The organism is Cohnella sp. 56 (assembly GCF_037963805.1).
Taxonomy (GTDB): Bacteria; Bacillota; Bacilli; order Paenibacillales; family Paenibacillaceae; genus Cohnella.
Genome location: NZ_JAZDQE010000003.1, coordinates 258,914 through 272,116, shown reverse-complemented (window position 1 = coordinate 272,116; position 13,203 = coordinate 258,914). Strand labels below are relative to the sequence as shown.

Below are 13,203 nucleotides of genomic sequence, written 5' to 3'. Positions count from 1 at the left end.
CGACGATCAAGCGAGGAGGAAGACTCATGCGAAAAAGCTTCAGCATCGCCAGAACTGCGATGCTGATCGTGTTGGCGTTCGCGCTTGCATACGCGTCCGTCTCTCCCTGCCCCGCTGCCGCCGAGTCCGCGCCCCCTGCGGCAGCGGGGCAGGTGCTGCTGCTATACGACAGCCTGGCGCTGTCGACGGTGCGGCAAGGAAACGTCGAGACGATCGAGCGGCTGCTCGCCGCCTACGGCGCCCGGGTCGTCGCCATGGCGTTCGACCGTTATACGGCAGGGACGCTGAAGTCCTACAGCCGCGTCGTAGTCGTGCGCAATGCGCCCGACCTGTCCGCGAACGACACGCTTGCCTCGGAGCTGGCGGCTTACGACGGAGACTATCTGCAGATCGGCGGCCAGACGCTCCCGGACCGCGTGCGGGCCCGCCTGGGCCTGAAGCTGACGCCCGCGCCGCCCGACATGATCCGCATCGAAGCGGGGGACTACGGCCAGGCGCTGTCAACGGTAGCCGACCTGGACTTCATCGCCGGAACTTCGGCCGATGCCAAGAGGTACGGCACGCTGACATCGATGAGCGACGGAAGGCGCATGCCCTACGCCGCAGCCGCGGGCGGATACGCGTATGCCTCCTGCCTGTCCGCGGGCGGCCTGACCGAGCTGGCGCTCGCGTATGTCTTGAAGGACTGGCTGCACGCCGCCGGCGACTTCGGCGCCTACGTGCTGATCAAGGAGGTTTATCCCTTCTCCGATCTCGCGCTGCTGAAGACGCTGGCCGACAAGCTCTATGACGCAGGCGTGCCGTTCGTGATCAGCGTGAAGCCCGTCTTTTACAACACGAGCTATCCGGCGATGCAGCGATACCTTCAGGCGATGCAATACGTGCAGTCCCGCAACGGCAGCATTATCGTCGACGCGCCGGCCGTCGCTGCCACTTCAACGGCTGCGGACGGCTCGCTTCGCGGAAAGATGAGCGGCTTTATCGAGCTGCTCGCAGACAACGGCATCGCGCCGCTCGGCATGGGAGCCGGCCTGTCCTGGGCCTACGACCAGATTTACGCCTCGGAGGGCATGTCCTTTTTCGACTCGGTCTTCCTCGGTCCCGACCCGCAGGGACAGCAGGTGCAGCCGGGCGGCACGTCAGCGGCCTTCGCTTTCTCGCCCTATGTCATGCCGTTCGCGCAGCTTCAGGACTTCGAACGACGCAGCATCGCCCCGCACACGCCGCTGCCGCTGAACCTTGCGTTTTCCTTCGATCTGTTCCGGGACGCGGCATCGATGGAGGACGCCGTGGACGCGATCGCACGCAGCTGGATTCCCTTCTCCGATCTGAAGAACGGGGCGCATGCAGTACGTACGGACCGACTGACGGTTCAATCCTCGGACGGCAGTCTCCTGATTGACGGCAAGCCGTTGGATATCGACAAGAAGGGACGGGAGGTAGATGCCGACTATGCGTACACCGCAGCCCCCAAGACCAGCTTCACCAAGCTGTTCGGCGTTCAGAACCGGATTCTGATGGTCATTATCGGACTATCTCTGGCCGTATTCGGTCTGTTTTTCTTCATCGGCTACCGCCGCTACAGGCGCAAATTTTTATATCGGGGAGGCAGCCATGACGCCTTTTGACATCCTCATGCTCATCTCGGTCATCTGCATCTGGTCGTTGCTGCTTGTGAACGTCGTGCTGATCGTCGCCGGCTATCTCTTTTATTTGCAGACGGACCGGGAGCCCGTCCCTGCCCTACCGGAGCTGCCTCCATTTGTCTCGATCATGGTGCCGGCCCATAACGAGGGCAAGGTCATCGTGAAGACGGTGGAGTCGCTGCTCGCCCTGAACTACCCGCACGACCGGTACGAGATCATCGTCATCAACGACAACTCCTCGGACAACAGCAGCGAGCTGCTGTCCGGCCTTCAGCGCCGGTACGCAGGCAGGAACCTGATCGTTATCAACACCGACAAAACGACCGGCGGCAAGGGGAAATCCAACGCGCTCAACATCGGGTTCGCACAGAGCAAGGGAGAGCTGATCGCCATCTACGATGCCGACAACACACCGGAGAAAACTGCGCTCACGTACCTCGTCGCCGAGATCATGGCGGATGACAGACTCGGGGCGGTCATCGGCAAGTTTCGCACGCGCAACCGGAATGCGAGCCTGCTCACCCGCTTCATCAATATCGAGACGCTCTCGTTCCAATGGATGGCCCAGGCGGGCAGGTGGAAGCTGTTCAAGCTGTGCACGATACCGGGCACCAACTTCATCATGCGAAGGCATATTATCGAGGAGATCGGGGGCTGGGACGTCAAGGCGATCGCCGAGGACACGGAGATCAGCTTCCGGATCTACATGATGGGCTACCGGATCAAGTTCCAGCCCAAATCCGTCACCTGGGAGCAGGAGCCCCAGACGGTGAGCGTATGGTTCAAGCAGCGGTCGCGATGGGCGAAGGGCAATGTATATGTCATCGTCAAAAACTTCCCTCTGCTGTTCAACCGTTCGGCCGCCCGCATTCGTTTCGATATTTTGTACTTCGTCGCCATTTACTTCCTGCTGGTCAGTTCGCTGATCGTGTCGGATTTGCTGCTGATTTTGCATGCGCTCGGCTACGTGAAGACGACCATCGCCGGATTCAGCTCGTTCCTGTGGCTTCTGGCCATCACGCTGTTCGTGGTAGGAACGTATATCACGCTGATCACGGAAAAGGGCGAGATGAAGCTGTCGAACCTGTGGCTGATCATGCTGATGTACGTCACCTACTGCCAGCTGTGGATGGTCGTCGCGGCGTACGGACTTTACAACTATTTCAAGGATCTGGTTTTCAAGCGCGAGGTTAAGTGGTACAAGACCGAAAGATTTTAAGCCAGGAGGAAAGACGTGTGAAAAAATGCGCAATATTGTTCGTGCTGCTGTGGCTCGTCGCCGCCTCGATTCCTCCCTACGCGGCGCTTGCCGCGGAGCCGGACGCGAATCCGGGCGCCGCGTCCTACACGACGCCGATCTCCGACACGGACACGACGCTGGACGGCAACATCTCGTACAAGCAGCAATTTTTCCAAATTCCTGCCTATTGGAAAGCCGGGCAAGTCAAGGTCGCCCTGGACTACAAAGCTTCTCCGCTGGCGCAGGACAAGCTGTCCAGCGTGACGATCAGCGTCAACGGCACGACGGTCACGTCGTTCCGTCCGGTGGTGAGCGAGGGCGCGAGACAGCGGATGGTCGTCGAGGTCCCCGTCTCCGCACTGATCGAGGGCACCAACACACTGACGATCCAGGGGCATATCGTGTCCGGGAACGAGCAGGTGCAAATCTGTACGCCGACCTATTATGCGGATAAATGGCTCCAGATTTACAAGAGCTCCAGCATCATCGTCAGCTATACGCCGCTGCCGCTCGCAAATGCCATCGCCGACTTCTCCGCCAGATTCACGGGGCTCGACACGCTCGCCCGGCAGGACAACGCGATCGCCATCCCCAAGGATGCCGATCCGTCGGAGCTCGAGGCGGCCGTATATGCGCTGTCCGGCCTCGCCAAATCCGGAGGCTCCGATTCGAAGGGGGTCCCCTTGCTGGCCTACGGTATCGACGACAGCGAGCTTGCGGGCAAAAAGCTGGTCGTGGCCGTCGCCATGCGCGACCGGCTCCCGGCATCTCTCCGGGGTCTGATCCCGGATGCCGCGCTCGGCGACAAGGCCGTCATTCGACTGGTGAACGCGAACGGACAGCCTACGCTCGTCGTCACCTCCGACAATGCCGGTCTGCTCGTCAAGGCGGGCAGGCTCATCGGCAACGCCTCCCTGCTCGCGCAGCTCTCCGGTCCCGTCAAGGAAGTGACGGCGACTACGGAGGTCGCCTCGCCCGTCCCTGCCGTCACAAAGGTCGTGAATCTGACCCAGGTGGGCGATCAAATCACAGGCACTTCCCACCGGACCAAAGACTATTACATCGCGCTGCCGGCCAATCGGTCGATCGCCGAAGCCAGCAAGCTGAGCCTGCAGTTCCGCTACGCCAAAAACCTGGACTTCGACCGGTCTCTGGTCACCGTCCTCGTAGACGGCAAGCCGATCGGGAGCAAAAAGCTCACCGAGGCGCTGGCGGACGGAGACAGTCTGAATCTGACCCTCCCGAAAAACCTGAACCTGTCGGGCAACTTCACGATCACGACGGCCTTCGACCTCGAGGTGAAGAACACCTCCTGCATGCTGCCGCAGGATCAGATGCCCTGGGCATTCATCGATACGGACACGGTGCTGCAGCTGCATACGAAGGACCGCACCGAGCTGCTGTTCAACAACTATCCGTATCCGTTCCTGCGGGACGGCATATACAACCAGGTCGGCGTGGTGCTGCCGGAGAAGCGCGACGGCAACACATACCGGACGATCGGCAATCTGTTCAACCTGCTCGGACAGTATGCGGAAGGCAACGGGGGCGATGTCCGCTTCTTCGGTCCGGACGCCTCCGCCGATGCGCTGAAGGACCGCAATGTGATCGCGATCGGCTCGTATGCGGACAATCCGGTCATCCGCAGCGCGAACGACAGCCTGTACTTCAAGTACGACGCCGCAGGCACCGGCTTCGCATCGAACGAGAAGATGAGCATCGACGAAGACTACGGCAAACGGATCGGCTCGCTGCAGCTGATCGTATCTCCGTATGCGTCCGGACACGGACTGCTGGCGGTTACCGGCGCCGATTCCAGGTACGTATATCTGGCTTCCAAGCTCATCGCCAACGAATCGACGATGTGGAAGGTATACGGAGACGGCGCCGTGACGGACATGGACGGGAACATTCACGCCTACCGCTTCAAGCGCGAGGCGGCGCCGGATCAGCCGTCCGCCGTGGAGAACATGCTGGAGCGCGAGGACGTGCTCGCCTTCACGGCGGCCGCGGTCTCCGTCCTGCTGCTCGTCCTGCTGTCCCTCATCCTGTTGATTCGCAAGCATCGCCGCAAAAGGAGAGATGGAAAATGAGACGCGACCAGAGCAGCCTGATATCGGACGGCGCGTATTTGCTGCTGTTCATCTTCTCCTTCGTCGTGATCGTCTACATGGCGGGAGACCCCGACCGCTATATGTACAACATCATCTTCTTGAACGCCGCCTTTTTGATCGCGATCATCACGTACTTCACCAACGTCACCGCCGGCTTGATCCTCAACATTCTGTTCATCTTCGGGTACGGGACATTCACGTTGTACCGGACGGTCGTCGAGGGCGCGACGGTCAGCGCCCAGAACTACGTCTGGCTGGTGCTGACTCCGCTGCTGACACTGATTACCTGGATGCTCACGATGGCCAACCGGCGCCTGCAGGAGAACAATGAGCGGCTCCAGAAGCTGAATCAATCGCTCGCGACCGTGGACGAGCATACCGATCTGAAAAACAGCCTGTCGTTCCAGAAGGACGCGACGGTGTTCATGGCCTTGTCCCAACGCTACAAGATGCCGCTCACCCTGCTGATCGTCAGCGTGAAGTACTGGGACGAGATCAAGCGCATGATCAGCCGTGAGCAGATGACCCAGGCCATCTACGACGTGAGCCAGCTCACCCAGACGAGCATCCGGACCAACGACTCGCTATACATGTTAAATGCCGACAATCCGACCTGGGGCATGCTGCTGTTTACGGATCGCGAAGGCGCGAACGTCGTCATCGACAGGCTTCGGCAGCGCGCCAGGGAGATGCACGATCAGGCCGGCAGTTCCCGTCTGAAAGTAGAGCTGAGCCTGAAGATCGGCGCCCTCGAATACAGCCCGGAAGAGACGCCTACGCCGCTGGAGTTCATCGCCCAGGCGCGCAAGCAGCTGGAATACGACGTCTAGCCTTCCTGCAAGGTCGTGATGCGCACGGACTCAGCGCTCAGATGCCGGGAGAGAAACGCCAGCACCTCGCCCCTGTACGCATCCGGGTCCGTCGTGTACGCGGTCCCGTGCTGGGCGCCGGGCACGATCAGGAGCGGCTTGTCCGCGGGCGCGGCCGCCTCGTGGAGCTTGTGTACCATCGTCGTCGGCACGAAGGTATCGCTGCCGCCGTGGATGAACAGGATCGGCTTGTCCGCCTTCGACACCTGGCGCACGGCCGAAGCCTCGCTGAAAAAATATCCCGCCTTCAACCGGCAGACGAGGCTCGTAATCGGCACGAACGGGAATGAAGGCAGCTTGTACAGCCGCTTCAGCTGGTAGGAGAGAATGTCTCTCACCGAGCTGTAGGCGCAGTCGGATACGATGCACTTCACCTGGGGAGGCAGCTGCTCGCCGCTCGTCATGAGCACGGTGGCGCCGCCCATCGAGATGCCGTGCAGCACGATCTGCGCCTCCTCTCCCACCCGGCGGACGAGCTCGGCGATCCAGCGCGTATAATCTTTGCGCTCGTGCCAGCCGAAGCCGATGTAGCGGCCCTCGCTATGTCCATGGCCGCGGGCGTCGGGCATGAGCACGTGATAGCCCGCCTCGTGGTATTCGCGGGCGAAGGCCGCCATGTCCTCGCCCTGCCCCGAGTAGCCGTGCGCGAGGATGACGGCGCGGTGCGACGGCGCAGTGGGCGGCAGATAGTGCCCCCGCAGTCTGAGCCCGTCGAACGAGGAGATCTCGACCAGCTCGAACGGCTGCTCGGCATACCATGCCGCCGCCGAATGCCAGGTGGAGACCTCGTTCTTGGGCAGGCTCGGGTCGGCGGCCATGAACGCCTTGCTGCTGCGGGCGATGGCCAGCCGGTAGAAATACAGACAGATCAGCACGGTCGACAGCGCGAGCACGGCGCATGCTGCGACGACGATCCATAGGACGACAGCGCTCATACGGGTAGCCTCCTCTCCTGAAGCAATAAAGCCGGGATGGAGCAAGAGAGCCTCGCTTCCTGAGGAGGCGAGGCTTCGGATTGGATTATGGATCTGGATATAAATTGCGCCGCCGCGCGCTGAATCATGCACGGCAGGCGATAAGATTTACTGCTCGATCCAGCGCGTCTTGTCGGTGCCGGCTACACGCTGGCCGGGGTTCGGCGTCATATCCGGGTAGCCGATGTAGATGAATCCCACGATCTCCTCCTGCGCGCCCAGTTCGAACGCCTTCACCATCTCCGGGTGCCCCAGTCCGTCGCCCGTGCGCCAGACTGCGCCAAGGCCCGTGCCGTGCGCGGCCAGCAGCAGGTTCTGCACGGCGGCGTGCGCGGCGGCGCGCTCTTCCCAGAGCACCGCGCGCGGATGATCGGCCGCCGGCGAGCTGACGGCGGCGATGACGACGGGCGCCCGCAGCGCCTTGGCTTCCTCGCGGGACACCCGGTCCGCGCGATCCTGCCCGGACAGCTCGGCGAGCGCAGGCGCGGCCATCGCTGCGTATGCGCGGCCCAGCGTCCGGCGACCCTCGCCCGTCATGACGACGAACCGCCAGGGCTCGGTCCGGTGATGGTTCGGCGCCCAGACCGCCGCTTCGATCAGACTCTCGACAACCTCGCGCGGGACGGGCTCGTCCTTTACTTTGCCGATGCTGCGGCGCCCTTTAATCGTCTCCAGAAGCTGTGTATGCATGGTTGCTTCTCCTCCGTTTTCCGATGCGATTCTTCTTTATATTCCCTTACGATCATAACCGTTGCGGCCCGGCGCTTCAATTGTTGCAAGGCGAACATGCGCAATAGTTGCTTTTTATTGTAAAATGGATTGTAGCGATGCATGCGGAATCTATCCAAGCGCAGTCGGGAGAGGCGGGAAATCGATGAGTTCGTCCGAACCAAATTCGACGCTGTCCAGAGAAGAGCTCGAAGGTCTGCTCGGCAAGTCTCGCGCACAGGCAGGTGCCGCGGGAGAAGCGAATGTCCCGAATGACACGGACGGCGCCCTTGCGCCTCGTGACGCAGACAGCCGGGAAGCGCCCGACGTCCGCAGCGGCGATCCGGCAGGGGAAGCCGCTGTCGCTGCGGACACTGTCGCAGAGCTGCAGATGGTGCTGCGCCACTGGGAGCGCACGGTTGCCGGTCTCCAGCAGGAGCTGATCGAGCTGCGCAGCCGCATCTCCCGGCTGGAGCAGCAAGTCGAGCCGGCAGAGGCTGAGCCCGTACGCCGGGCGGCCGTCGACCGCGCCGACCCCGCCCCTCCGTCAGCGCCGGCGCTGGCGGACGAGGAGCCGTCCGTGCTCTCCCGCGTGCACACACACCGTTCACGGCGCGGCTGGTTCTAAAGCCGGGCCAGGCATCCGGGGCCGGCATCCGGGGCACACTTGGGGCGTGAACCCCATCGTGCGGGCGGCATTTGTCGATCTACGTGCACACTTGGGGAGCGGACTCCCGCCACCTTGCTCCCCGCGCAACAACGATTCCTGGCCTGCACCGCGAGCCAGCGGCCCTCTCTCGCGTCAGCTCATTGGGCCGACAGCGCGCTGCGTGCGGCCAGTATGTAGCGCGCCTGGTCGAGCGGGTTGACGCCCGAGCGGCGCCGCTCCGCCTGCACGCCCTCAGGCGCCTCCTGATAGCCTGCGAACGAGGCGGACAGCACGCCCCGGCCCTTGGTCATCGAGCCGAGCCGTGCCGGGAAGTCCAGCGAGTCCGCCACGGGCAGCAGGCCCGCGATCTCCATCCGCTCCCCCGACAGCGCCGGCGTATCGAACGCCGCGCGCATCAGCATCAGCTCGTTCATCAGTTTGCCCGCGAATTCCTCGGGCACCGACAGCCTGAACCGGAGCATCGGCTCCAGCAGCCGGGTACCCACACGAGCCAGCCCGTCCATGATCCCCATCGGCGTCGCGATGACGAAGTCGAGCGGATGCGTGTGCCACACATGATGCTCGCCTTCGACGAGCGTGACCTTGAGATCGGTGACCTCCCAGCCGCGCAGACCCTGGCGCAGCGCTTCCGGCACCCGCCGGGCGACTTCGTTCTGGTAGCTGTCGAGCAGATGCTCCCCGCGCACGCGCGACGCGTAGACGAGCCCGCTCCCTCTGGGCAGCGGCTCGATATGGAAGCGCAGGATCGCCCAGCACGGCTTGGGCGACAAATAGGCGACGTAGCCCTCGCCGACCTCTGCAGGCGTCTCCTTGTAGATGACGGTCGGCGCGCCGAACGATACCTCGAGCCCGAAGCGGCTCTGCAGCACGCTCGCCAGCACCTCCGTCTGAATCGGCCCCATGACCTTCAGATGCAGCTCGCGCTCGTCCTGCATCCACTGGAGCGCGAGCGTCGGATCCTCGTCCGCGAGCTCCTGGCAGGCGGCGACGACCGCCGGGTACTCGGCCTCGCTCCGCCAGAACGCCTGCACCGTCAGCAGCGGAACCGCCAGCCGCTGCGCGCCCGGGACGCCGTCGGGCGAGCCGACGATATCCCCGATCCGCGCCCGGCTCCAGCCGCAGACGGCCGCGATGTCGCCGGCTGCGAGCACGCCCACGTCGTCCCAGCGCTTGCCGTCCGCCTTGCGGATCTGCGTGATCTTGTCCCGCGTCCCCTCCGTACCGCCCGGGATCATGTCGCGGTTCGCGATCGTCCCTTCATAGAGGCGCACATAGGCGATCCTGCCCATGGCCGGATCGCGCTCCAGCTTGAAGACGACGCCCGATACCTCGCCCGCAGGATCGCCCGCAGGCGCGGGCAGCAGCCCAATCATCGCGTCCATCAGCTCCCGCACGCCGATCCCCCGCGCGGATGCGCCGAACAGCACCGGGTACAGCTCGCCCCGCAGCGCGCCGTCCGCGATCGCGTCCCGCAGCGCATCAGCCGGCAGATTGCCCTCCTCGAGATAACGCGCGAGCAGCGCCTCGTCCCGATCTGCCGCCGCCTCCGCCAGCAGCGTGCCGTAGGCGGCCTCGCACGCCGACGCCCCGCCGCCAAAGTCGGCCAGCAGGTCGGTCGTCCCTGCGAAGCCGTCTCCGGCGCCCACCGGCGCCTGGACGGGCACGGCCGCCGGCGACAGCAGCCGCCTGATCTGGGCGAGCGCGGCATCCGGATCGGCGCCGGTGCGATCCATCTTGTTCACGTACAGCAGCGTCGGGATGTTCATCTCGCGCAGCGCCTGCCAGACGACCTCCGTCTGCGCCTGCACGCCTTCGGCGGCCGATACGATCAGGATCGCGCCATCCATCACCCGCAGCGTCCGCTCGACCTCCGCCAGGAAGTCGACATGCCCCGGCGTGTCGACGAGGTTCACGCTGATGCCCTGCCATTCGAGACGCGTGACCGCCGCCCGGACCGAGATGCCCCGCGCGCGCTCGACATCCATGGAATCGGTCTGGGCTGTTCCCTCGTCCACGCTGCCCGCGGCGCGAATCCGGCCGCTCGCATACAGCATCTGCTCGGTCGTCGTCGTCTTGCCCGCGTCGACATGCGCGAATATGCCGATATTGCGCCGGCCGCCGGCGCCTCGCTCCCGGCCTTGCGACGGCAATCGCGATTCCATCGGCGCCTGCGCTTGTATCTGCGTATGTACCTGCGTCTGCCTCTGCATCGCCTGTTCCGCCATCGTCCCGCTCCTCCACACGATCTATTTCTCCATTTTAACGCATGTCCCGTCTTCCGCAACCCGCGAGCGGCCTTGCTTGGATAACCGACGGCAGCTCTGGGTAATATTAGTACACGCATTGGCGGATGCCCGATCGTCATGGCGCGTCTTGCCGCATCATTTTGCCAGCTAAGGAGCCTGCCCTTATGAGATCCGTTTTCTCCATCTATTTGCGCGATCTGCGTCGTACCGCCACCAACCCGGCCGCCGCCGTCATCATCGCGGGGCTTGTCTTTCTGCCGTCGCTCTATGCGTGGTTCAACATCGAGGCGTCCTGGGACCCTTACGCCCAGACGGGCGGCATCGCCATCGCGGTCGCGAACGAGGATGCGGGGACGACCGTACGCGGCAAGCCTGTCAACGCGGGCAAGGAGATCGCGGCGAATCTGGCGGCCAACAAGAGCGTCGGGTGGACGTTTGTCGATAGAGACGAGGCAATGCGGGGCGTGAAGCACGGCGACTACTATGCGGCGATCGTCATCCCGGACAACTTCTCCGCGAGTCTCGCCACCCTACTGGCGGCCGAGCCCTCGCCCGCGACGCTGGATTATTACGTCAACGAAAAAATAAACGCCATCGCGCCCAAGGTCACATCCAAGGGGGCGAGCAGCGTCGTGGAGGAGGTCAGCCAGAGCTTCGTCGAGACGGCGAGCGGGATTATATTCGACATCTTCAACGAGGTCGGCAGCGAGCTGGAAGAGAGTCTCCCGTCGATCGAAAAGGTGAAGGCGCTCATCTTCAAGCTGGAGGCGTCCTTCCCCGAGATCAACGATGCGGTCAATACGGCGCAGCAGGATATCGGCACGGCGAACCGGATCGTCGGAAAAGCGCAGGCGCGGCTGCCCGATGTGGCCAAGCTCGCGCAGGACGGCCAGACGCTGGCCGAGCGGACCGGCAGCCTGCTGAAGCAGGGGCGTACGGCGCTGGCCCAGATGAACCCGCAGATCAAGCAGGATCTGCTGAATCTGCAGGCGCTGGCGGGGGCCGCAAAGTCGGTGACGGCGCTGCTGGAAGGGGCCGATCCCGATCTCGACGTTGCCCGGACGGCGGCGGCCGGAGCCGCGAAGCGCCTGCGGATCGGCGCGGACGTCGCAGGCCGGCTGGCCGATCTGCTGGGCCGGCTCGATACGCTGGCAGGCTCGAGCGCGCTGGCCCCGCATGCGGCGAAGCTGAAGCAGGTGCAGACGAACATGAGTCAGCAGGCCAAGCTGCTGGACGACATCGCGGACGCCGCCGCGCGCGGGGAGGCGCCTGCCGCGGCGCTGGCAGATCGGCTGAACGCTCTGGCGGGCGAGGCGGAGGCGGCGCTCTCGGGGCTGATCGGCAGCTATGACAGCGAGATCGCGCCCCGCATCGACGCCGCGCTGGCCAAGGCCGCGGACGCAGCCGGTTCGGCCCAGTCCGTCCTCGCCGGCGCTTCGACCGCGCTGCCTGACGTGAAGCGCGTGCTGGCCGACGCTGCGGCGGGCCTCGGCACCGGCGGCGCGGAGCTGGCCAAGGTCAAGGCGGAGCTGCCCGCGGCGCAGCGCAAGATCGCCGAGATCGCGGGCAAGATCCGGACGTTCGAGAAGGACAACAACCTGGCGGAGATCATCTCGCTGCTAAGACACGATGCGCAGAAGGAGAGCGCCTTTTTCGCCGCGCCGGTCGTGCTGAAGGAGAACAAGCTGTACCCGATTCCGAATTACGGGTCGGCGATGTCTCCGTTTTTCACCACGCTGTCGCTCTGGGTGGGCGCCGTACTGCTCGTGTCCGTCATGTCCGTCGACGTCTCGGAGCCCGGTCTGAGCTACCGAAGCTCGCAGATCTACTTCGGCAGATACTTGACGATGGGCACGCTCGCCGTGCTCCAGTCGGTCTGCGTCACGCTCGGCGACATCTACATTCTGGACGCCTATGTGGCGCGGCCCGGGTGGTTCATCCTGTTCGGCATGCTGCTGTCGGCGGTGTTCATGCTCATCGTCTACACGCTCGTCTCCGTCTTCGGCAACGTCGGCAAGGCGCTGGCGATCGTCATGCTCGTGCTGCAGCTCGGCGGGGCGGGCGGGACATTCCCGATTCAGATGGCGCCGCCCTTCTTCCAGCAGATTCACCCGTATCTGCCGTTCACCTACGCCATCTCCATGATGCGCGAGGCGGTCGGCGGCATCCTATGGGATGTCGTGCAGCGCGCTTACATCTATATGATCGTCTACGCCGCAGCGGCGCTGGCGCTGGGGCTCGCGCTCAAGCGGCCGATCAACCGGCTGACGGCCGGCTCCGTGCGCAAGGCCAAGGAGAGCCGGCTGCTGCATTGAACCATCAAGCCTCTATTCGCTGCCATGTTTGTCGCATAGGTGGCTGTCTCGCGACATGAAGCCGGCAGCCCGCATGCGCCGCCTTATCTCCCGGGCAGCCGCGGATAGCTTCAAAAACATATTTACGCCCTCAGCCCGCCGCGATCCAGCGCATGGACGTTCCTCGCACGAGAGAGGTGGGTCAGGATAACTGCATATTTACACTTATTTTCCTTGTCCAGGCGCTCCGTAGGGCAGATACCTGCAAATATGCAGTTAAAGCAGCGGATGATGGGCATGGACCGGCAGACTCAGACGTATTAGCTGTATATTTGCAGGTAATGGCTTCTTGAACGGTTGCCTGGCAAAATTAACTGTATAATTGCAGTTAATTCTGCTCCCGCCGCACATTCGCACCTTAGCTTTCACACCCACAGCAAGA

9 protein-coding genes are annotated in these 13,203 nt (G+C 63.6%); 6 read left to right on the top strand and 3 right to left on the bottom strand.

What is annotated here, in order from left to right:
• Positions 1-26 precede the first annotated feature (26 nt).
• From VQ071_RS06725 to VQ071_RS06710, 4 genes are read left to right on the top strand one after another with little or no spacing between them, the layout of a single operon-like run.
• The gene (locus VQ071_RS06725) at positions 27-1,628 is read left to right on the top strand and encodes a hypothetical protein (RefSeq protein WP_340513126.1); all 1,602 of its coding nucleotides are present in this window, start codon (positions 27-29) and stop codon (positions 1,626-1,628) included.
• Positions 1,615-2,865, top strand: coding sequence for a glycosyltransferase family 2 protein (locus VQ071_RS06720; RefSeq protein ID WP_340513125.1), 1,251 nt, complete (start codon positions 1,615-1,617; stop codon positions 2,863-2,865). Before VQ071_RS06725 ends, VQ071_RS06720 begins: the two co-directional genes overlap by 14 nt.
• Before the next feature lie 17 nt (positions 2,866-2,882).
• Entirely contained in the window at positions 2,883-4,979 is a 2,097-nt protein-coding gene (locus VQ071_RS06715) for a cellulose biosynthesis cyclic di-GMP-binding regulatory protein BcsB (RefSeq protein ID WP_340513124.1), read from the top strand.
• The gene (locus tag VQ071_RS06710) at positions 4,976-5,830 is read left to right on the top strand and encodes a diguanylate cyclase domain-containing protein (RefSeq protein ID WP_340513123.1); all 855 of its coding nucleotides are present in this window, start codon (positions 4,976-4,978) and stop codon (positions 5,828-5,830) included. The genes VQ071_RS06715 and VQ071_RS06710 overlap by 4 nt, the downstream gene beginning before the upstream one ends.
• Here the strand turns inward: VQ071_RS06710 and VQ071_RS06705 are convergent.
• Together VQ071_RS06705 and VQ071_RS06700 are read right to left on the bottom strand one after the other, a co-directional pair.
• Positions 5,827-6,804, bottom strand: coding sequence for an alpha/beta hydrolase (locus VQ071_RS06705; protein ID WP_340513122.1), 978 nt, complete (start codon positions 6,802-6,804; stop codon positions 5,827-5,829). The genes VQ071_RS06710 and VQ071_RS06705 overlap by 4 nt on opposite strands.
• Before the next feature lie 147 nt (positions 6,805-6,951).
• Positions 6,952-7,533 carry a nitroreductase family protein gene (locus VQ071_RS06700; protein WP_340513121.1) on the bottom strand — a complete coding sequence of 194 codons (582 nt, stop codon included), beginning with the start codon at positions 7,531-7,533 and terminating at the stop codon, positions 6,952-6,954.
• Between the two features lie 184 nt (positions 7,534-7,717).
• Between VQ071_RS06700 and VQ071_RS06695 the strand changes: the two genes are divergently transcribed.
• Complete coding sequence (locus VQ071_RS06695; RefSeq protein ID WP_340513120.1) at positions 7,718-8,179, top strand: hypothetical protein; 462 nt, start codon at positions 7,718-7,720, stop codon at positions 8,177-8,179.
• A gap of 179 nt (positions 8,180-8,358) precedes the next feature.
• On the opposite strand, the gene VQ071_RS06690 is transcribed toward VQ071_RS06695, so the two are convergent.
• A complete protein-coding gene (locus VQ071_RS06690; protein ID WP_340513119.1) occupies positions 8,359-10,446 on the bottom strand; it encodes a translation factor GTPase family protein in 2,088 nt (695 codons plus the stop codon).
• A gap of 185 nt (positions 10,447-10,631) precedes the next feature.
• Between VQ071_RS06690 and VQ071_RS06685 the strand changes: the two genes are divergently transcribed.
• Positions 10,632-12,782 (top strand): YhgE/Pip domain-containing protein, encoded by a 2,151-nt coding sequence (locus tag VQ071_RS06685; RefSeq protein WP_340513118.1) that lies wholly within the window; start codon positions 10,632-10,634, stop codon positions 12,780-12,782.
• Positions 12,783-13,203 lie beyond the last annotated feature (421 nt).

Excerpts from the sequence above, each read along its gene's own strand:
- VQ071_RS06705 (WP_340513122.1), bottom strand. The coding sequence starts at position 6,804 with ATGAGCGCTGTCGTCCTATGGATCGTCGTCGCAGCATGCGCCGTGCTC.
- VQ071_RS06710 (WP_340513123.1), top strand. The coding sequence starts at position 4,976 with ATGAGACGCGACCAGAGCAGCCTGATATCGGACGGCGCGTATTTGCTG.
- VQ071_RS06690 (WP_340513119.1), bottom strand. The coding sequence starts at position 10,446 with ATGGCGGAACAGGCGATGCAGAGGCAGACGCAGGTACATACGCAGATA.
- VQ071_RS06685 (WP_340513118.1), top strand. The coding sequence starts at position 10,632 with ATGAGATCCGTTTTCTCCATCTATTTGCGCGATCTGCGTCGTACCGCC.
- VQ071_RS06725 (WP_340513126.1), top strand. The coding sequence starts at position 27 with ATGCGAAAAAGCTTCAGCATCGCCAGAACTGCGATGCTGATCGTGTTG.
- VQ071_RS06695 (WP_340513120.1), top strand. The coding sequence starts at position 7,718 with ATGAGTTCGTCCGAACCAAATTCGACGCTGTCCAGAGAAGAGCTCGAA.
- VQ071_RS06700 (WP_340513121.1), bottom strand. The coding sequence starts at position 7,533 with ATGCATACACAGCTTCTGGAGACGATTAAAGGGCGCCGCAGCATCGGC.
- VQ071_RS06720 (WP_340513125.1), top strand. The coding sequence starts at position 1,615 with ATGACGCCTTTTGACATCCTCATGCTCATCTCGGTCATCTGCATCTGG.